Origin of the sequence: Janthinobacterium pasteuri, from assembly GCF_051380775.1 — a bacterium.
GTDB lineage: Bacteria > Pseudomonadota > Gammaproteobacteria > Burkholderiales > Burkholderiaceae_D > Janthinobacterium.
On record NZ_JBNYXS010000014.1, the window covers coordinates 1 to 18,724 of the forward strand.

The window sequence follows — 18,724 nt, forward strand, 5'->3', positions numbered from 1 at the left end:
CCCGTTCGCCACTCGCCACCAGAGCAAGCTCCGTGCTGCCGTTCGACTTGCATGTGTAAGGCATGCCGCCAGCGTTCAATCTGAGCCAGGATCAAACTCTTCAGTTTAATCTCTGTTTAATGTCATTTCTGACAGGTCGGATAGTATTACTACCATCCAAATCTTTTACATTGCAAAAGATTCGCTCACTCAAAAAACTGACAGGCTACTTCCGAAGAAGTATCCTATTTCATTATTTCTTGTGAACATTTGATATTTTAAGTTTTACAGCGATCCGAAGATCGCTGCTGCACTTACATCAAATGCCCACACTTATCGACTGTTAATTGTTAAAGAACGGTATTCGGTACTGCTTTCGCGCTATTGACAAAGCGTTGTGTTTGTCAGCTGCGAAGAAGGAAGAGTATGAAGCGTTTTCAGCATTTCGTCAACCTTCTTTTTTACCCGCTTCACTCAGCATTTGCATGCATCGTTCAGCGAGGGGGCGAATTATAGCGCTGCCCCGCGAACCCTGCAAGGGCTAATTTGATGCCGCAGGCTCCCCTCACCGCCCAGTAAGCCTTGCCTTCACTTCAAGCACCTTTTTGTGCAGCCTGTCGCAATCGACTGGCGTAGTTCGTGGTCTTTAGGCACAGTGGCAACATCAGACTCTGACGCTACTCAACAAGAGGTTAAACTTGCCCGCTGCGTCGATTAACTCTTGTACTTGAAAGTGCCCCCAATGCTTCCGATTTCCAGCCTGCCCCAATTGTTGAAAACCATCCTCGCTTGGTTACAACAGGCATTCGATGCAACGACGACCTGGGTTACTCAACTGTCCTGGTGGAAATTTTTCCTGTTCGCGGCGCTGGCCCTGATCGCGGGCTCCATTTTGCAAGATGAGCTGTTCTCGTCCAGCCCGGACGAAGAAGTTGTCATCAAGTCGCATAAACGCAGCAGCAAGGGCACGGGTGAGACCAATATCCTGATCGATGATACCGGCATCCATTTCAATCCTCGCAACAGCAAGAACCGGCGTAGCAGCACGGCCGATGCCGCCAGTGATCCAACCGATGCCGCCGAGGCGGACGAGCAGGCAAAAACGGTGCCGCCAACACCGCCCGAACCGCCGGCCGCCCCCGCCAAACCCAGCTATCCGGTGACCACCAATGCGTCAGGCGAAGAAGTCCATATCGAATTGCCGCCACAGATCGGCGAAGAGTTGTCGAATGCCATAGAAGAAGCGGTCGATGATGCGGCAGAACAAAAAGTGTCACGCTATCACCAGCAAGCCTCGACCTGGTTCAAGAGCTTTGTATCCTTGCTGGTGCTGGCCCTGTTCGCCATGAAAGCCTTGGTTGGCGGCAAGAAACGTGCGGAAGCGCAAACCGTCACGGCGAACCAGGCAGCCGAACGGGAATCCATGCAGCGCCAGCTCAGCGAAGCGAAGATGCAGATGATGCAAGCGCAAGTCGAGCCGCACTTCCTGTTCAACACGCTGGCCTCCGTCGAGCATTTGATCCAGGTTGATCCACCGCGCGCGGCCAAGATGCAGCGCAGCCTGATCCAATATCTACGCGCCGTGCTGCCGCAAATGCGCGACAACGCCCTGATTACCAACCTGGGCCGTGAAGCGGACATGGTGCAAGCGTACCTGAACCTGCTGAAAATGCGCATGGAAGAACGCCTGACCGTCGATTTCCAGATTCCCGATGGCCTGCGCAGTGCCGCCTTCCCGCCCATGATGTTGCAATCAATGGTGGAAAATGCCATCAAGCATGGCCTGGAAGTCAAGCCGGAAGGCGGCACCCTGCGCATCGTGGCCGAAGTGGCGCACAGCAAGCTGCGCGTTATCGTCACCGATGACGGCCTGGGCTTTGGCGTGGTGCCCAGCGATGGCACGGGACTGGGTTTGCCCACCATCCGCGAACGCCTGAAGCTGCTGCATGGCGACCAGGGCAGCCTGACCATCACGCCCAACCAGCCCAGCGGCGTATGCGCCGTGATCGAAGTGCCATATCAGCTGTCTAAATAAGACTGTTGATAAAAACGCTAAATCATTGAATAATCAATCTTCGCCTGTTCACACTTGAGACCTATGCCTACCGCTATTATTGCCGACGACGAAAGACTGATGCGCGACCAGCTGCGCCTGCGCCTGGGCCAGGCCTGGCCCGAACTGGAAATCATCGGCGAAGCCAAGAATGGCGACGAAGCGATCGAACTGGTGGAGCAACTCAAACCCGACTTTGCTTTCCTCGATATCCGCATGCCGGGCAAGACAGGCATGGAGGCGGCGCAAGTGATAGGCAGCAAGACCCATATCGTCTTTGTCACGGCCTATGATACCCACGCCGTGGAAGCCTTCGAGCGGGGCGCCGTCGATTATGTACTCAAGCCGCCCGAGCATGAGCGCTTGCTGGTGACGGTGGAGCGCCTGAAAACCCACTTGAACAAGCCGGCCCTGGACGTCAACAGCAGCGTCACGGCCATGCTGTCGCAGCTGGCGGAAAAAATAACGGCCAAGCCCACTTACCTGCAATGGATACAGGCCAGCATCGGCCAGGACTTGCGCATGATCCCTGTAGAAGAGATTTTATTTTTCCGTTCTGACGAGAAATACACCTGCGTGCAGACAGCCAAGTATGAGGCGCTGATCCGCAAGCCCGTGCGCGATCTGGCCGAAGAGCTCGATCCATCACTATTCTGGCAAATCCACCGCGCCACTCTGGTCAACGTGAATGCCATCGAAGGCGTGACGCGCGATATCCGGGGTCGCCACCTGGTGCTCATCAAAGGAAAATCCGACAAGCTCGAAGTGAGCCGCAGCTTCTTGCACCTGTTTAAGCAAATGTAAGTCTCCCGCCGCCGCCCGGCCCTGGCCGGCGCGGCGTATAGCTCTCTTCTTTCCCCATCCTGCGCCATATCAAGCCGCGCCTCCCCAGCAGGCATAGGCTATATAAAGTCCCGTCCGCCATTCCTGCCCTGCATTCGTTCACGTTCGCAAGGAGAATCCCATGCCCGACCGAGGCAGTTCCACACTGCTGCGCATCCTGCCGTTGTGCATGGCGGCGGCGCTATTGTTGTGCTTGTTTCCTCCGCTGAAAGCCCGCCGGCAACGGCAGGCGCGTGGCCAGGCCATCATCGACAGCGCCAGCGACGCCATCATCAGCATCGACAGCGGGCAAATCATCCTGCATGCGAACGCGGCAGCAGCCAGATTGTTCGACGACACGCCAGCCGGCATGCGCGGCAGGCACCTGGGCCACTACATCCTGCGCGACTTGCGTACCTTGTGCAGCATGAGCAAGCACGATGGCGATCCGCCGTTTAGCGACATCAATCAAGGGCTACGCCTGACAGGCCGGCGCGCCACCGACTACACCTTGACGGGTCGGCGCAGCGATGGCGCCATGTTCCCCCTCGAAGGCTCGCTCTCAGCCATGCAAGAGGACGGCCAGAGCGTATTTACCGTCATCGTGCGCGACATCAGTGCGCGACAACAAATGCATGAACAACTGGCCCGCTCCTTTTCGCAGCTGCGTGAATTGTCGAGTGCGCTGCAATCCATCCGCGAAGAAGAGCGCAAGCATATCGCGCGCGAACTGCATGACGACCTGGGGCAGTTGCTGGCCACCCTGCGCGTCGACCTGACCCTGGTGCGCCAGCAAACGGACACGACCCCGCCCCTGCAGACCCTGCTGCACAGCATGGACGCCTTGCTGGTGACGGCCATCACCTCGCTGCGGCGCATCGCCAGCAACCTGCGCCCGCGCGCGCTCGATGAAGGCGGATTGTATTTTGCACTACAGAAGCTGCGCCACGATTTCCTGCAGCGCCGCGCCGTACATTTTGACTTGCTGGCCGACGAGGCCGACCTGGTGCTCGACGACGCGCGCAGCACGGCCATCTACCGCATCGTGCAAGAAGCGCTGACGAATATCGCGCGCCATGCCGAGGCGAACCACATCACCATCGCCCTGCACCGCATCGATTCCTCGCTGGCGATCACCGTCCAGGATGACGGCCGCGGTATTGCCGAACTCGACCTGGAAAAAGCCACGGCTCTGGGACTGCTGGGCATGCGCGAACGGGTGTGGGGCTTGAACGGCAGCATCCATATCGGCGCCGATAGCAATCAGGGCGGCACACGCATTGACATCTCGCTGCCCATGCAGGCAGAGGGGGCTACGGCGACGATGCAATAAAAAAGGCGCCCGCAGGCGCCCTTGTCATCCATCACATCAACTGATGCTTAGAATTTGTGTGCGATACCAACTTGGTACGAAGTCAGCGACTTGACGCGCTCGCGGCCAGCGTAAGCGTATACGTCGGTGCGCTTCGACAGGTGGTAGTCGTAGCCGATGCCGAATTCCTTGATGGTGTCCTGATCGTTGACTTTGTTGTTGCTTTGCTCTTGCTTACCATACGACACTTTGGCATCGCCGCCGCCAACCGTATAGTTCAGACCAATCAGGTAGGACTTGTATTCGCCGGTGGTAGCCACCTTGGTGTCGCCTTTCGAGTAAGCTGCCGTGATCTTGGCTGGGCCGAATTTATAGCCGCCACCGATGGACCACAGGTCAGCCTTGGCTGCCGTTGGCGTTGCTTGCACGGCTTTTTCGTAACCGGCGTGCAGGCTGATCGGGCCATTATCGTAGGTTGCCAGGCCGATCACGCCAGCGTCAGCGCTGTTGACTTCGCTCAACACGTATTGCAGGCTGCCCACGAAACCTTCAAAGCTTGGGCTGTTGTAGGTCACGGCATTGTTGACGCGCGACGTGCCGACGCCCGAACGCAGCAGGGCTTCATTGTTCTTGCCGACCACGCCATAGGTGTTGAAAGGGTCGACGCGGGCGATGGTGCCATCGACCAGATTCTTGGTGCGGCCCAGGATGGCGGTACCGAAAGCGCCTTTCAAGCCCACATAAGCTTGACGGTCGAACAACACGCCTTTTTGCGCGCCGGTGTCGGCCAGGAATTCACTTTCCAGATTGAAAATTGCGGACAGGCCACCACCCAGATCTTCCGTACCCTTGAAACCGAGGCGCGACGCATTGTTTTCGCGTTCAACGGTCGGCTGGCCAGTGGTCTTGGCGATGCCGAGGTCAACCAGACCATACACGGTGACATTCGATTGTGCTTGCGCCGTAGCTGCTGCGAAGGTGCCGATGATCAATGCTGCCAGAGTAATTTTTTTCACTTGAGATTCTCTACATTAGGTTGGACAAGTTGAGCTGCTGCTGAGCTGCTTAGCTGCTGAACCGAATCATGCCCACGAAATACTTCAACAATATGACATCGACAAGATGTTGCTTTTTAGCACAATAGCGTGTCACATAAAAACAACAGACGAAAAAAAACCGCCCAAAGGCGGTGGATGTTGCCGTTCTGGCTTTACTTCAGGCGGCAGCTCAGCAGCCAGTAATATTCCAGGCGCTTCATGCGGATCTCGCGGGCCGAGTGGGCAAACTTCTTGCGCAGATGGCTATCCGACGGGAAATTCTTCAGCACTTCATAGCGCTCGCCCCCATCCGTCGTACGGAACTGGTGGGTATTGCCTTCCAGGTCGGTGCGCGCAATCACGGTGCTGCTGCCATCGACATAGGAATTGTCGATCAGCACCAGCAGGATGTCCTTGCCCAGCTTGCTGCGCAATTGCTTCAGGTATTTATCCTGGTCTTCGCGCTTGACGTGCGACCACCAGAAGCCGGCGAACACGGCCGTGAACTTGCCCAGCATGTCATCGGGCAAATTGAACGCATCAAGCTTGGCGAAGGTAACGTTGTCGGGCAAGCCGCGTGCCTGTGCCAGCGACAACATTTCATCGTTGATATCGGTGGCCAGCACGGACTCGGCCGACTCGGCGACCACATCTGTCCAGTAGCCGGTGCCACAGGCCAGTTCCAGCACGGTGTGGCCTTCCAGCACGTCGGCGACCTTGTCGCGTAACACTTCCAGGTCTTCCTGGCGTTCGGGCTTGTCATAAACGCGCTCGTACTGCTGCGCGATGGTAGCGTAATATTTGGCAAGCTGATCGGTAATCATTGTTTCTTCTCTTCTTAAATAATCTTGGCCAGGCACATCGCCAGGCCGACTTCATGCATTGTTATAGTTCGTAGTGCTCTTTATCACCGCTCATCGCCTGCTCGATGAGCTTGCGGTTCAAGGTCGGCGTCAGCAACTCGATAAAGGTATAAATATAGCTGCGCAAATACGCGCCCTGCTTGACGGCCACACGCGACACATTCATGCCGAACAGATGGCCGACAGGGATGGCGCGCAAGCCTTTGTCGCGCTCGGCATCGAAGGCCATACCCGCTATGATACCAATTCCCATACCCAACTCGACATAAGTCTTGATGACGTCGGCATCGATGGCTTCCAGCAAGATGTCCGGTTTCAGGCCGCGCAGCACGAAAGCGTGGTCGATCTTGTTGCGTCCGGCAAATGCGCTGTCATAGGTGATCAGGGGGAAAGCGGCGATTTCTTCCAGGGTCACGGACTTCGATTTGAGCAGCGGATGGTCGACCGGCACCACCACCACGTGCTCCCATTGATAGCAGGGCAAGGTAATCAAGCCGTCGATGGCGGCGATCGATTCCGTCGCGATGGCGAGATCGGCCTGGTCGCGCTGCACCATCTCGGCGATCTGGCGTGGGTTGCCTTGCAGCAAAGACAAGCGTACCTTGGGGAACTTCAACATGAACGCTTGCACGACCTTGGGCAAGGTGTAGCGCGCCTGCGTATGCGTGGTGGCAATGGTAAAACTGCCGCTGTCCTGCGCCGCGAACTCCTTGCCGATGCGCTTCATGCTGTCGATTTCCTGCATGATCAGCTCGACCGATTCCAGCACCAGGCGGCCAGGCTCCGTCAAGCCACGGATGCGCTTGCCGTGGCGTGTAAAAATATCCACGCCCAGCTCTTCCTCCAGCTCGATGATGGCTTTCGATACGCCCGGTTGCGACGTAAACAAGGCCTTGGCGGCGTCCGTCAGGTTATAGTTCTGCCGGACCGCTTCGCGCACGAAGCGCAGTTGATGGAGATTCATTGCTGGTTTGCCCTAGATTGCTGTAATTTGCCGAGTTTCCGCCCCACCCAAGATTTTGCGTTCATGCATATACGCATATCGCATATAAGCAAATGCGTACTAAGTAGTTTGGAATAAACACTAAGTTTATTACTATTGTGGGTACTTTGGGGGTGCAAGCATGACTTTGTCTTATATAGTCTCAGGATTTGCCGTAGGATTACTCGTAGGAATGACCGGCGTGGGCGGCGGCTCGCTGATGACGCCGCTGTTGACCCTGCTGTTTGGCGTACCGCCCTCCGTGGCGGTGGGCACCGATCTGGCGTTCGCCTCGATCACTAAGAGCGCCGGCACTCTGACGCACCGCCTGCGTGGCACCATCCGCTGGGATATCGTCAAGCGCCTGTGCATCGGCGCCCTGCCTGCCGCCGTCGTGTCGACCCTGGCGCTCAAATCGTTCGGCACCCTGTCGCCGGAAATCGGCAAAATCATCCGTTACTCGATCGCCGCCTCCGTGCTGCTGACAGTCGTGGCGCTGATCTTCAAGGGCCGCATGCTGGCCTGGATCAACGCGCACCCTGAAAAACAATTGCAAGGTAACAAGCTTGCTGCCGCGACTATTATTTCCGGCGCCGTGCTGGGCGTGCTGGTGACGGTCTCGTCGATCGGCGCCGGCGCCATCGGCGCAACCCTGCTGGTGATGCTGTATCCACGCATGAGCTCGGCCGAAGTGGCAGGCACCGATATCGCCTACGCCGTCCCCCTGACGGCCATCGCCGCCCTGGGCCACTGGTGGCTCGGCTCCATCCACTGGGAATTGCTGGCCTCGCTGCTGGTCGGCTCCCTGCCCGGCATCACGCTCGGCTCCTGGGTGGCCCGCTCCGTGCCGGAAAAGTTTTTAAGAGTGCTGCTGGCGATGACCTTGACCGGCGTGGCAGTGAAGCTAATCTATTAAAGACAAGAGCATTATCAAGAACATCATCCCAGGCAGTCTTCCAGTACCCCGGCTTTTTTAGGAATTGATATGTACCATTACGATCAGTACGACCACCTCATCATCAAAGAACGCATCGCCCAGTACCGAGACCAGGTTGCGCGCCGTATCGCCAATGAACTGACGGAAGAGGAATTCATTCCGCTGCGCCTGCAAAACGGCCTGTACATGCAACGCCACGCCTACATGCTGCGCATCGCCGTGCCGTACGGCTTGCTGTCGTCGAAGCAGATGCGCATGTTCGCGCACATCGCGCGCAAGTATGACCGCGGCTATGGCCACTTCACCACGCGCCAGAATATCCAGTTCAACTGGATCGAGCTGGAACAGACTCCCGATATCCTGACGGACCTGGCGTCCGTGGAAATGCACGCGATCCAGACTTCCGGCAACTGTATCCGTAATACAACATCGGACCCGTACGCCGGCGTTGCCGCCGATGAAATCATCGATCCGCGCCCGTACGCGGAAGTGTTGCGCCAGTGGAGCACCTTCCACCCGGAATTCATCGCCCTGCCGCGTAAATTCAAGGTCGCCATCAATGGCGCAGAGGAAGACCGCGCCGCCATTGCCGTGCACGATATCGGCTTGACGGCCGTGCGCAACGAGGCTGGCGAAGTGGGCTTCAAGGTGATGGCCGGCGGCGGCATGGGCCGCACGCCGATTTTGGGCAGCGTCGTGCGCGACTTCCTGCCATGGCAGCACCTGCTGACGTACATCCAGGCCATCATGCGCGTGTATAACCTGCACGGTCGCCGCGACAACAAATACAAGGCGCGCATCAAGATTTTGTTGAAAGCCATCGGCGTGGAAGAATTCACGCGCCAGGTGGAAGCCGAGTGGGTTGACCTGAAAGACGGTCCGGAAACATTGAGCGCCGAGGAAATGCAGCGCGTGGCGAACTTTTTCAATCCACCCGCCTACCTCCCCCTGCCAGAACTCGACTACAAGGCCGAACATGCGGACAACAAGGCGTATGTGAACTGGCTGGCGCGCAACGTCAAGCCGCACCAGCGCCCCGGCTACGTGGCCGTGGTGCTGTCGCTGAAGAAGACTGGCGTGCCGCCCGGCGACGCGACGGCCGAGCAGATCGACTTCGTGGCGGATCTCTCCGACCGCTACAGCTTTGGCGAACTGCGTGTCACGCATGAGCAAAACCTGGTGCTGGCCGACGTCGAACAATCGAAACTGTTCAAACTGTGGCAGGAAGCCAAGGCACACGGCCTGGCCACGCCAAACATCGGCTTGCTGACCGACATGATCTGCTGCCCGGGTGGCGACTTCTGCTCGCTGGCGAACGCCAAGTCGCTGCCAATCGCGGCCGCCATCGCGGAGCGCTTCGACAGCATCGACTTCCAGCACGACATCGGCGAGATTGAACTGAATATTTCCGGCTGCATCAATGCCTGCGGCCACCATCACGTCGGCAGCATCGGCATCCTTGGCGTCGACAAGGATGGCAGCGAATGGTATCAAGTGTCGATCGGCGGCGCGCAGGGCAACAACGCCGCCATCGGCAAGATCATCGGACCATCGTTCTCTTCCCTGCAGATGCCTGAAGTCATCGGCCGCCTGCTGCACGTCTACGTGCGCGACCGCCATGAAGGCGAACGCTTCGTCGATACGGCCCAGCGCCTGGGCCTGGCGCCGTTCAAGGAACACGTATATGCAACGCCGATCACGGTCGGCAACCTGGTGGGAGAAGACGAATATGTTTGAAGTACGCGAAGAAATCATCAAGAACGCCGCCGTGGTGCCGAACACCTGGGGCTTGCTGCGCCTCGATGAAAACGACACGCCGGAAACGGTCGTCGTGCCTGCCGGCAAGGTCATCGTGCCCCTGACCGTGTGGCAAGCCCAGCGCGACACCCTGGCCGCCCGCCTGCCCGACATCGGCGTCTGGCTGGCCAGCGACGAGCGCCCGGAAGAACTGGCCGCCGACGTGGCACAACTGCCCCTCATCGGCGTGGATTTCCCGAAATTCACGGATGGCCGCGGCTATTCCATCGCCTTCAACCTGCGCGCCCGCCTGGGTTTCCAGGGTGAACTGCGTGCCATCGGCGACGTGCTGCGCGACCAGCTGTTTTCCATGCACCGTGTCGGCTTCGATGCCTATGCGACGCGTCCGGACCGCAGCATCCATGACGCCCTGAAAGGTTTGTCTGTGTTTTCGGAAACCTACCAGGCGTCGTGGGATCAAAAATCGCCGCTGTTCCGCCGTCACCAGCGCGAAGGCCAGAATCCTGACCTCGACAACGCGGCTGGCATCTGAGGGCCAATCATGAGCGATCTGACTTCTTTAATGAACGCCACCGAGCAAACGCTGACACGCATCGCCGCAGACTTTTCGCCGGCCGTGTTCGCATCCAGCCTGGCAGCCGAAGACATGGTGCTGACCGACATGATTCTCAAGGCGAAGCTACCCATCGGTATCTTTTCTCTGGAAACAGGCCGGCTGCACCAGGAAACCCTGGCCGTGCTCGACAAGGTCAAGGCCCGCTACGAGCACGACATCACTTTGTACCGTCCACAGCCGGAAGCGGTGGCTGCCTACGTGGAACAGAATGGTCTGAACGCGTTTTACAACAGCGTCGAGATGCGCCGCGAATGCTGCCGCATCCGCAAGGTCGAGCCACTGGGACGCGCCCTGGCCGGCAACAAGGCCTGGATCACGGGCCAGCGCCGCGCCCAGTCGACCACGCGCGCCGAACTGCACGTGCAGGAAGACGACGCGGCACACGCGATGACGAAATTCAATCCGCTGGCCGACTGGTCCGAGCAGGATGTGTGGGACTATATCCGTGCCAACGACGTGCCCTACAACGCGCTGCACGACCAGGGCTACCCGTCGATCGGCTGCGAACCGTGTACGCGGGCAGTCAAGCCGGGCGAAGATGTGCGCGCCGGACGCTGGTGGTGGGAAAACCCGGATTCCAAGGAATGCGGCCTGCACATGGTGGACGGCAAATTGATACGCATCAAATCCGTGGCAGCCTGAACAGACACAACAGACTCAGCAGAACAAGAAAGCACTCCATATGAGCAATATTTTGAACCAGCGTCACCTCGACAGCCTTGAATCGGAAGCCATCCACATCATGCGCGAAGTGGCGGCCGAATCGGCCAACCCTGCGCTGCTGTTTTCCGGCGGCAAGGATTCCGTCGTCCTGCTGCGTTTGGCCGAAAAAGCCTTCCGCCCAGGCAAGTTCCCCTTTCCCCTCGTGCACATCGACACGGGCCACAATTTCCCGGAAGTCATCACTTTCCGTGACAAGAAAGTGGCCGAACTGGGCGAGCGCCTGATCGTAGGCTCCGTCGAAGATTCGATCCAGCGCGGCACGGTGCGCCTGCGCAACCCGGCCACGGATTCGCGCAATGCGGCGCAAGCCGTGACCTTGCTGGAAACCATCGCCGAACATACATTCGACGCCTGCATCGGCGGCGCCCGCCGCGATGAAGAAAAGGCCCGCGCCAAGGAACGCATCTTCTCGTTCCGCGACGAATTCGGTGCCTGGGACCCGAAAGCCCAGCGTCCCGAGCTGTGGGACTTGTATAACACCCGCGTACATCCAGGCGAAAACATGCGCGTCTTCCCCATCTCGAACTGGACCGAACTGGACGTGTGGCAATACATCGCCCGTGAAAAACTGGAATTGCCGCCGATCTACTTCGCGCACGAGCGCCAGGTGATCGCGCGCAATGGTTTGCTGGTGCCGCTGACGGATTTGACGCCGCCGCGCGATGGAGAAACGGTGGAAACGCAAGTCGTGCGCTTCCGCACGGTGGGCGATATCTCGTGCACCTGCCCCGTGTCGTCCGATGCGGCAACGGTCGATGCCATCATCGCCGAGACGGCAATCACGCAAATCACGGAGCGGGGCGCCACCCGCATGGATGACCAGACTTCCGAAGCCTCGATGGAAAAACGCAAGAAAGCAGGGTATTTCTAATGAACGCAGCAATCTCCAGCACCACTCTCACCGACAGTGTCGAACGCGGCATGTTGCGTTTTATCACGGCCGGTTCCGTCGATGATGGCAAGAGCACCCTGATCGGCCGTTTGCTGTTCGACAGCAAGGGCATCTTCGCCGACCAGCTCGACGCCATGTCGCGCTCCAAGCACAAGCGCACGGTGGGCGACACGGTCGACCTGTCCCTGCTGACGGACGGCCTGGAAGCGGAGCGCGAGCAAGGCATCACCATCGACGTGGCCTACCGTTACTTTGCCACGCCGAAACGCAAATTCATCATCGCCGACACGCCGGGCCACGAGCAATACACGCGCAACATGGTCACGGGCGCCTCGACGGCCGATGCCGTCATCATCCTGATCGACGTGTCGAAAGTCAAACTCGGCGACGATGGCAGCGTGGAACTGTTGATCCAGACCAAGCGCCATTCGACGATTGCCCACTTGCTGCAGATCGAGCACGTGGTCGTCGCCGTCAACAAGATGGACCTGGTCGACTACGATGAGACGATATATAACCGCATCGTCGCCGCCTACCGCGAATTCGCCCAGTCGCTGGGCTTGAAGGACATCACGCCGATCCCCCTGTCCGCATTGACCGGCGACAATGTTGTCGAGCGCGGCGACAAGCTGGGCTGGTACACGGGCCCGACCCTGATTGAGCTGCTTGAATCCTTGTCCGTCTACGACGAATCGCACGACACGCCATTCCGCTTCCCCGTGCAGCTGGTGGCGCGCCACAACGGCCACGAAGCGAACGACTTCCGCGGCTACATGGGCCGCATCGAAGCGGGCAAGGTCAGCATCGGCGACACCCTGGTGGTGCAGCCGTCAGGCCAGACGGCAACAGTAAAAGATATCGTCACCCTGGACGGTTCGCTGCCAACGGCCGTGGTGGGCCAGTCCGTGACCTTGCTGCTCAATGAATACCTGGATATCTCGCGCGGCGACTTGCTGGCCAGCAGCGAGCGCCCTGCCACCCTGCTGAAACAGGTAGTGGCCGACGTATGCTGGCTGTCGGAAGACGCGCTGGACCTGCGCCGCAAGTACTGGATCAAGCACGGCACCAAGCAGACAGCGGCGAAAGTGACGGCGATTGAATCGATTCTCGATATCAATACGCAGCAGCGCCATCCAGCCGAAGGCTTGAAGCTGAACGATATCGCGCGCATCAGCCTGAACGTGCAGCAGGCGCTGGCAGCCGACGCGTATGCCGATATCCGCGCCACGGGGGCGTTTATCCTGATCGATGAAGTGACCCACCAGACCGTCGCGGCGGGCATGGTTCGGCTGTAACCCGCGTCTCGACTGAGGAAAGCAAACACCATGAACAACTCCACATCTCTCGCTGGCAAGGTCTACCTGATCGGCGCCGGCCCCGGTGCGCAAGACCTGATGACCTTGCGCGGCGCGCGCCTGCTGGCGCAGGCGGACGTCGTGCTGCATGACGCGCTGGTCACCGAAGAGATGCTGGAGCTGTGCCCCCAGGCGCAAAAGATTCTTGTCGGCAAGCGCTGCGGCCAGTTGTCGACGGCGCAAGCTTTCATCAACAAGCAATTGGTCGACAATGCGCGCAAGCACGCCATCGTGGTGCGGCTGAAAGGGGGCGACCCCATGCTATTCGGCCGTGCCGACGAGGAATTGCGGGCACTGGAAGAAGCGGGCATCGCTGTCGAAGTGGTGCCCGGTATTACCACGGCGCTGGCTGCCGCGGCGGTCACACAGCAACCGCTGACCAAACGGGGCGTCTCGCGCAGCGTAGCCTTCTTTACCTCCAGCACGGCGCCGGGCGAACCGGACCAGACGCGCATTTCCGACTGCGATACCTTGGTGCAATATATGGGCGGACGCGAAGCCATCGCCACGGCACAGCGTCTGCTGGCCCAGGGCCGGCGCGTCGACACGCCCGTGGTGGTGATTGAAAACTGCAGCCGCCCGGACCAGCGCATCGTGCGCCTGCCGCTGAGCGCGCTGGCGCATGGCCTGGGCGACACGCACGGCCCAGTACTGGTGATGCTGGGCGACGCCATGGCCGCGCGCGCACAGCAGGCAATCGAAGATGGGGCCACCGCTCTGGCGCGCCATGCTTGAATAAACACACCGTATTTTACCGACTTTAAAGTCAGTAACCGACGTCTTCAGAAGAAACATGATACGATGCCCACGCATCTTTTCTCGGGAAGTTATTGCGTAATAGCAATTAAATTCCCGCTACACGCCGCCATAGCGCTTGCTGTGCGCGCCACCCCTCTGACGGGAAACGCGTAGCATTCTCCCCGAAAAAAGCTGCGCCCGCAGGCTGCAATACCGCGCCGCGCAACTTTAGCCGTTACGATCCGACCATGAATTTCACTTCCATGCGCAAAGCCCTGACTTCGCTCTGCCGCAGCAATGCCGGCGTGGCCAGCGCCGTACTCCTGAGCATGGCAACCTCCATCGCCCTGTGGACGGTATTTCCGAATATCGACGATGAAAACCATTTACTGGAATGGCTGCAGGCGCTGTTCCTGGCCTTGGCCTGTGTGGTGCACGGCGTGCGCGCATGGCAGGACCCCGACCGCCAGTCCCTGCGTTTCCTCATGCATGCCGGCTTGTCGGCCCTGCTGTTCGGCTTCCTGCTGCGCGAACTCGATATCGACCAATTCGGCACGGCGCCCGCCTGGGCTCAGGCTGAAAAAGCCTTGCGCGTAGTGGAGTTGCTGATCCTGATACGCCTGCTGATCTTTTTCGCGCCGCGCGCTCGCAAGGTGTTTGCCCATGCGCCGCAGATTTTCAGCATGCGCATCACCATCCTGACGGCCATCGGCGGCTTGCTGATGGTCGCTGGCTGGCCTTTCGACAAGAAGGTATTTCACGGCATGCCGGACGCTTACGCGCTGCTGGGCGAAGAAGTGCTGGAACTGGGCGCTTATTTGCTGCTGTTCCTCGCGTCGCTGTCCGACAGCACGGCCGCCGCCCGCATCAGCCTGGCGCCGAAGGGCAAACGCTAACCCAATTCAAATGAAGATGGCAGCGGCAGCAGCCGCTGCAAGGTAGCGCCCACGCGCAACAGGCGCGGGTCGTCGTTCTCGGCCTCGTCGCAGGTATCGTTGATACAGAAAAACGGCAAGCTGCCGAAACGCGCCGACAGCTGCGCAAGCTGCTGCGGCGCCTGCGCATCGCCGCTGGCGATATGCAGCGGGTCGAGCATGTGCGACCGCGCCAGTCCCTGATGCACCATCCAGCGCGGCACCAGGTCGGGCAGCAATGCCGGCACCTGCCAGGAGCGAAACACTGTCGCGCGCACGCCGGCAAACATGGCCGGTGCCAGCCCTTCCAATGCATGCAGCGCACTTTTCAGCATCGGCCGCGGCGCGTGTGCATACAGACGTGGCTCATGCAAGTAATCGGCATACTGCGCCGACAGCCATTGCCGCGACAGAGTGGCGCAATTGACGGGCGCCGCCACGTCGGCACGCAAGTCCTGCACCTCATCGTGCAGCGCGCTCTCCGTAAACACCCTCAAACGCCGGTCGCCTTCCCCGCCAAACCAGAATGCGGGCTCGAACGGCGCGCCAAAAAATACGTCGTCGTTCAAATACAGGAAACGCTCGGACAGGCCAGGAATATGATGCAGATACGATTCGATATGGCCGGAATCGAACACAGGCAGCGATGCGCCGGGCATCAGGCTGGCATGATCTATCACCGTCAGGTGCGGCGAGGCGCGCAGCCAGGCGGGCACCTGGCGGTCCGTCAGCAGATAGACATGGCCGTGGTCTGGGAAGAAGCGCTCGAGCGCGCGCAGGTTGTAGCGCAGTTCGCCATTGTCGCGATAGCGCCCTGCCACGTTGCCGTGCAGGGCCAGCTGGCCGGGATGCGCCTGCTCCCAGGCGGCATACGCCTGCTGCCGGCGCGCCTGCCACGCCGGGTCGGCGCCATCGACCCACAGGTAGACGATGTCGATGTGCGCCGCAGGCATCGCGCTGGCGGCGCCGCTCAAGGGACAGGGCTGGAACCTGGCGCCGCCACGCAGTAATCGGCGATGGCAGCGAGCACGCTGGCGTTCTCGCCCACCGCCTCAACCACCTTCAGGCGCAATGGCGGATGCTGCTGGCGCAGTTCTTCCACCAAGAGCGGCAAGTCGCGCAGCACATGCCCGCCCTGCCCCAGGAACACCGGCACCACCGTGACGTCCAGGATGGTGCCGGCGGGCAGCTCGGCCAGCAGCGTCGCTACCAGTTCGGGCAGGCGCGGCGTCATCAGTTCCAGGAAGGCCAGGTGCACGCTCGTATCGGGCATGCGCGCCTGGGTCAGGTCGCGCAGGCGCTCGAAGGGCGCGGCCCACGATGCGGCGCGCGCGCCATGGGCAAACAAAATGAGTGTCTGTTGCACGTTCGTCTCCATCAGTGCCGTTCCACCCACCACAAGGCGCCCAGCGCCAGCAGCAGGTACAGGGTGCTCGGCGCCACCGCCGTCAGGAAGGCTGGCCAGGTGCTGAGCAGCCCAAGATGCGAAAAGAGGGTATTGACCAGCATGAAACTCACGCCGATCATGATGCCGATGAATATCTTCAGGCTGATGCCGCCGCTGCGGGTGTGCATGTAGGCGAACGGCAGCGCCAGCGCCATCAGCACGAAGATGGCCAGCGGATCGATCAGCTTTTTCCAGAAGGCGATGCGGAAACGCTCGGTTTCCTGCTTGTTCTCGGCCAGGTGGCGCGTGTACACGGCCAGTTCGCTGGCCGACATGCGCTCGGGATCGGAAGCCGACACCGTCAGGATCTTCGGCGTCACTTCCGACACCATGTCCTTGCTGGCGCTCTGCACCGTGCGCACCAGGCTCGTTTCCTGCCCAAAGTAGTTCGCCAGCTTCGGCTCGAAGCCGGGCGACGTTGCCGCACTGTTCGAGAACGACGTCTCCGTCACGTCGGTCAGGCGCCAGATATTATTGCCCTGATATGTCGCGCCCTTGGCCACGGTCAGGGTGCGCAAACGCATATCGGTGTCAAATTCATACAGCTTGACGTTTTTCAGCTGGCCATCCGGACGCGCTTCGCCGACATTGAAAAAGCGCGAACCGGTGACGGTGCCCGTCAGGCCGTCGCTCTTGACCATGTCCTTGGTCCACAGGCCGGAGCGAAATTCGCTCGACACGGCCGCGCCGCGCGACGTCAGCTTGAGGCGTTCGGCCAGCGGCTCTGTGCGCGGCGTAATCACCTCACCGAAGATGAAGGTAATGACCACGAAGACGATACCGATGCGTAACAGGAAACTGGCCGCCATCGCCGTCGACATGCTCGAGGCGCGCATGATGGTAAATTCGGAACTGGCCGCAAACTGCGCCATCGTGTAGATCGTGCCGATCAGTGCCGCAATCGGCATCACCTCGTACACATGCCCCGGCACCAGCACCAGCACATACAGGAAGGCATACTGGATGGTGTAGCCGTTGCGCCCCACCTTGGGCAGCTCTCCGGTCAGGTCGATGAAGGCTTGCAGTGCCAGGAAGGCCAGCAGCACGAACAGCACCGCCTGGAATATCGAGACCGCAAAATAGCGCTGTAAAATCTTCATTTCGATGCCGCTTTACTTGGTTTGCCGGCGCGGCGCGCGCGCTTGAAGGACGCCAGCAGGACCAGCGGATGATAGCGGTGATTCACATTCAGGCGCCACGCAAACAGCGCCACCACGGCCAGTGCCGCCAGCAGGTGAAGCGGCCACCAGGCCAGGCCGAATGTCAGGCGTCCCTGTTTCACGCTCGCTTCGACGACCTTGATAAGGTTGCTGTACGTAAAGAAAATCAGCAGGGCCACGATCAGGTTGGCCGAACTGCCGGCACGCGGGTTGACGAAGCCCAGCGGAATGGCCAGCAGGATCAGCATCAGGCCGATCAGGGGCGCACTGACGCGCCACAGCAGTTCGGCCATGGTGTAAGGATTCGGATCGGCGACCAGCGCCATGGTACTCATGGCGCGCACGCCCAGTTCCGCGCCCAGTTCCTGCTGCTTGCTCTCGATACGCATGATGTACTGCTCGAATTCCATGGTCTGGAAGTCCGCCTGCGTCGGCACGCCCTGGTAGCGGCGGCCGCTCTTGAGCACCAGGAAGCGTTGGCCCTTGGCATCGGTATTGATCACGCCTTCCTTGGCGACGACGACGACAGCGCTGCCTTTCTCATCGACGGTATTGACGAAGACGTTCTGCACCACGTTCTTCTCGCCACTGACACCCTCGACAAAGAAGATGCGGTTGCTGCCGGCTGATTCGCGGAACTGACCCGGCGTGACTTTCTGCAGGTCTTCGCGCTTTTCAAAGCGCGCCACGTATTCATCGCTTTTCTTTTGCGCCCACGGCGTGGCGTACAGGCTCAGGACGCCCGTGGCCAGCACCAGCGGCAGGCCGAAGCTCAGGACCGGCCAGATCCAGCGCGACAGGCTCAGGCCGGAAGCGAACCACACCACCATCTCCGACTCCTTGTAGCTGCGGGTGACGACCATCAGCACCGAAATGAAACCGGTAAGGATGATGATGGTGGGCAGCTGCATCAGGGCGGAAAAAACCATCAGCGACATGACGTCGGCCGACGCGATCTTGCCGCCCGCCGCCTTGCCGAGAATGCCGATCAGCATCCAGGTGAGCAGGATGCTGAACAAAACAGTGAAGGTGGCCCCGGCGGCACTAGCCAATTCACGTCGAAGGGCGCGTTGAAAGATCATTCGGAGTTTATAATTCGGGTCAGTTAGTTGAGTAACACGTTACTAGTAAATGAA

17 protein-coding genes, 1 rRNA gene and 1 pseudogene are annotated in these 18,724 nt (G+C 59.8%); 11 read left to right on the forward strand and 8 right to left on the reverse strand.

Annotation, left to right across the window (positions count from 1 at the left end; genetic code table 11):
- Positions 1–107, reverse strand: a 16S ribosomal RNA gene (locus ACQ4WN_RS15175); the annotation flags it as partial.
- 614 nt (positions 108–721) lie between these two features.
- Here ACQ4WN_RS15175 and ACQ4WN_RS15180 point away from each other — a divergent pair.
- The 3 genes from ACQ4WN_RS15180 (at position 722) to ACQ4WN_RS15190 (ending at position 4,187) form a co-directional block, all read left to right on the forward strand.
- On the forward strand, positions 722–2,014 hold the full coding sequence (locus tag ACQ4WN_RS15180; RefSeq protein ID WP_436552293.1) for a sensor histidine kinase: 1,293 nt from the start codon (positions 722–724) through the stop codon (positions 2,012–2,014).
- A gap of 63 nt (positions 2,015–2,077) precedes the next feature.
- Positions 2,078–2,836 (forward strand): LytR/AlgR family response regulator transcription factor, encoded by a 759-nt coding sequence (locus ACQ4WN_RS15185; protein WP_101480230.1) that lies wholly within the window; start codon positions 2,078–2,080, stop codon positions 2,834–2,836.
- A 160-nt stretch (positions 2,837–2,996) separates the two neighbouring features.
- Complete coding sequence (locus ACQ4WN_RS15190) at positions 2,997–4,187, forward strand: PAS domain-containing sensor histidine kinase (RefSeq protein ID WP_436552294.1); 1,191 nt, start codon at positions 2,997–2,999, stop codon at positions 4,185–4,187.
- Positions 4,188–4,234: 47 nt separating this feature from the next.
- Here the strand turns inward: ACQ4WN_RS15190 and ACQ4WN_RS15195 are convergent, their stop codons facing one another.
- The 3 genes from ACQ4WN_RS15195 to ACQ4WN_RS15205 form a co-directional block, all read right to left on the reverse strand.
- Positions 4,235–5,182: a porin gene (locus tag ACQ4WN_RS15195; protein ID WP_436552295.1), complete on the reverse strand. Its 948-nt coding sequence runs from the start codon at positions 5,180–5,182 to the stop codon at positions 4,235–4,237.
- 194 nt (positions 5,183–5,376) lie between these two features.
- On the reverse strand, positions 5,377–6,027 hold the full coding sequence (locus tag ACQ4WN_RS15200; RefSeq protein ID WP_436552296.1) for a class I SAM-dependent methyltransferase: 651 nt from the start codon (positions 6,025–6,027) through the stop codon (positions 5,377–5,379).
- Between the two features lie 61 nt (positions 6,028–6,088).
- Positions 6,089–7,030, reverse strand: coding sequence for a CysB family HTH-type transcriptional regulator (locus ACQ4WN_RS15205; protein ID WP_034751505.1), 942 nt, complete (start codon positions 7,028–7,030; stop codon positions 6,089–6,091).
- 160 nt (positions 7,031–7,190) lie between these two features.
- Between ACQ4WN_RS15205 and ACQ4WN_RS15210 the strand changes: the two genes are divergently transcribed.
- The 8 genes and pseudogenes from ACQ4WN_RS15210 to ACQ4WN_RS15245 all read left to right on the forward strand — a co-directional run bounded on the left by ACQ4WN_RS15210 (position 7,191) and on the right by ACQ4WN_RS15245 (position 14,963).
- On the forward strand, positions 7,191–7,964 hold the full coding sequence (locus ACQ4WN_RS15210; protein ID WP_436552297.1) for a sulfite exporter TauE/SafE family protein: 774 nt from the start codon (positions 7,191–7,193) through the stop codon (positions 7,962–7,964).
- A 69-nt stretch (positions 7,965–8,033) separates the two neighbouring features.
- Complete coding sequence (locus ACQ4WN_RS15215) at positions 8,034–9,722, forward strand: nitrite/sulfite reductase (RefSeq protein ID WP_436552298.1); 1,689 nt, start codon at positions 8,034–8,036, stop codon at positions 9,720–9,722.
- Positions 9,715–10,275 (forward strand): DUF934 domain-containing protein, encoded by a 561-nt coding sequence (locus ACQ4WN_RS15220; protein WP_436552299.1) that lies wholly within the window; start codon positions 9,715–9,717, stop codon positions 10,273–10,275. Before ACQ4WN_RS15215 ends, ACQ4WN_RS15220 begins: the two co-directional genes overlap by 8 nt.
- 9 nt (positions 10,276–10,284) lie before the next feature.
- Positions 10,285–11,001: a phosphoadenylyl-sulfate reductase gene (locus ACQ4WN_RS15225; RefSeq protein WP_436552300.1), complete on the forward strand. Its 717-nt coding sequence runs from the start codon at positions 10,285–10,287 to the stop codon at positions 10,999–11,001.
- Positions 11,002–11,038: 37 nt separating this feature from the next.
- Positions 11,039–11,953 (forward strand): annotated as a pseudogene (gene cysD, locus ACQ4WN_RS15230) (sulfate adenylyltransferase subunit CysD); the annotation flags it as partial.
- Complete coding sequence (locus ACQ4WN_RS15235; RefSeq protein WP_436552301.1) at positions 11,953–13,269, forward strand: sulfate adenylyltransferase subunit 1; 1,317 nt, start codon at positions 11,953–11,955, stop codon at positions 13,267–13,269. The pseudogene cysD and the gene ACQ4WN_RS15235, both read left to right, overlap by 1 nt.
- Before the next feature lie 30 nt (positions 13,270–13,299).
- Positions 13,300–14,064 carry a uroporphyrinogen-III C-methyltransferase gene (gene cobA / locus ACQ4WN_RS15240; protein WP_436552302.1) on the forward strand — a complete coding sequence of 255 codons (765 nt, stop codon included), beginning with the start codon at positions 13,300–13,302 and terminating at the stop codon, positions 14,062–14,064.
- A 251-nt stretch (positions 14,065–14,315) separates the two neighbouring features.
- Entirely contained in the window at positions 14,316–14,963 is a 648-nt protein-coding gene (locus tag ACQ4WN_RS15245) for a hypothetical protein (protein WP_436552303.1), read from the forward strand.
- Here the strand turns inward: ACQ4WN_RS15245 and ACQ4WN_RS15250 are convergent.
- Genes ACQ4WN_RS15250 through lptF form a run of 4 tightly spaced genes read right to left on the reverse strand, consistent with a single transcriptional unit; the run spans position 14,960 to position 18,670 of the window.
- Entirely contained in the window at positions 14,960–15,955 is a 996-nt protein-coding gene (locus ACQ4WN_RS15250) for a Stealth CR1 domain-containing protein (RefSeq protein ID WP_436552304.1), read from the reverse strand. The two genes, ACQ4WN_RS15245 and ACQ4WN_RS15250, sit on opposite strands and share 4 nt — an antisense overlap.
- Complete coding sequence (locus ACQ4WN_RS15255; protein WP_436552305.1) at positions 15,952–16,359, reverse strand: sirohydrochlorin chelatase; 408 nt, start codon at positions 16,357–16,359, stop codon at positions 15,952–15,954. Before ACQ4WN_RS15255 ends, ACQ4WN_RS15250 begins: the two co-directional genes overlap by 4 nt.
- The gene (gene lptG, locus ACQ4WN_RS15260) at positions 16,359–17,528 is read right to left on the reverse strand and encodes an LPS export ABC transporter permease LptG (protein WP_436552306.1); all 1,170 of its coding nucleotides are present in this window, start codon (positions 17,526–17,528) and stop codon (positions 16,359–16,361) included. The genes ACQ4WN_RS15255 and lptG overlap by 1 nt, the downstream gene beginning before the upstream one ends.
- On the reverse strand, positions 17,525–18,670 hold the full coding sequence (gene lptF / locus ACQ4WN_RS15265) for an LPS export ABC transporter permease LptF (RefSeq protein WP_436552307.1): 1,146 nt from the start codon (positions 18,668–18,670) through the stop codon (positions 17,525–17,527). Before lptF ends, lptG begins: the two co-directional genes overlap by 4 nt.
- Between the last annotated feature and the right edge of the window lie 54 nt (positions 18,671–18,724).

Coding starts and splice junctions, on each gene's coding strand:
- ACQ4WN_RS15180 (WP_436552293.1), top strand. CDS start 722: ATGCTTCCGATTTCCAGCCTGCCCCAATTGTTGAAAACCATCCTCGCT.
- ACQ4WN_RS15185 (WP_101480230.1), top strand. CDS start 2,078: ATGCCTACCGCTATTATTGCCGACGACGAAAGACTGATGCGCGACCAG.
- ACQ4WN_RS15190 (WP_436552294.1), top strand. CDS start 2,997: ATGCCCGACCGAGGCAGTTCCACACTGCTGCGCATCCTGCCGTTGTGC.
- ACQ4WN_RS15200 (WP_436552296.1), bottom strand. CDS start 6,027: ATGATTACCGATCAGCTTGCCAAATATTACGCTACCATCGCGCAGCAG.
- ACQ4WN_RS15205 (WP_034751505.1), bottom strand. CDS start 7,030: ATGAATCTCCATCAACTGCGCTTCGTGCGCGAAGCGGTCCGGCAGAAC.
- ACQ4WN_RS15210 (WP_436552297.1), top strand. CDS start 7,191: ATGACTTTGTCTTATATAGTCTCAGGATTTGCCGTAGGATTACTCGTA.
- ACQ4WN_RS15215 (WP_436552298.1), top strand. CDS start 8,034: ATGTACCATTACGATCAGTACGACCACCTCATCATCAAAGAACGCATC.
- ACQ4WN_RS15220 (WP_436552299.1), top strand. CDS start 9,715: ATGTTTGAAGTACGCGAAGAAATCATCAAGAACGCCGCCGTGGTGCCG.
- ACQ4WN_RS15225 (WP_436552300.1), top strand. CDS start 10,285: ATGAGCGATCTGACTTCTTTAATGAACGCCACCGAGCAAACGCTGACA.
- ACQ4WN_RS15235 (WP_436552301.1), top strand. CDS start 11,953: ATGAACGCAGCAATCTCCAGCACCACTCTCACCGACAGTGTCGAACGC.
- cobA (WP_436552302.1), top strand. CDS start 13,300: ATGAACAACTCCACATCTCTCGCTGGCAAGGTCTACCTGATCGGCGCC.
- ACQ4WN_RS15245 (WP_436552303.1), top strand. CDS start 14,316: ATGAATTTCACTTCCATGCGCAAAGCCCTGACTTCGCTCTGCCGCAGC.
- ACQ4WN_RS15255 (WP_436552305.1), bottom strand. CDS start 16,359: ATGGAGACGAACGTGCAACAGACACTCATTTTGTTTGCCCATGGCGCG.
- lptG (WP_436552306.1), bottom strand. CDS start 17,528: ATGAAGATTTTACAGCGCTATTTTGCGGTCTCGATATTCCAGGCGGTG.
- lptF (WP_436552307.1), bottom strand. CDS start 18,670: ATGATCTTTCAACGCGCCCTTCGACGTGAATTGGCTAGTGCCGCCGGG.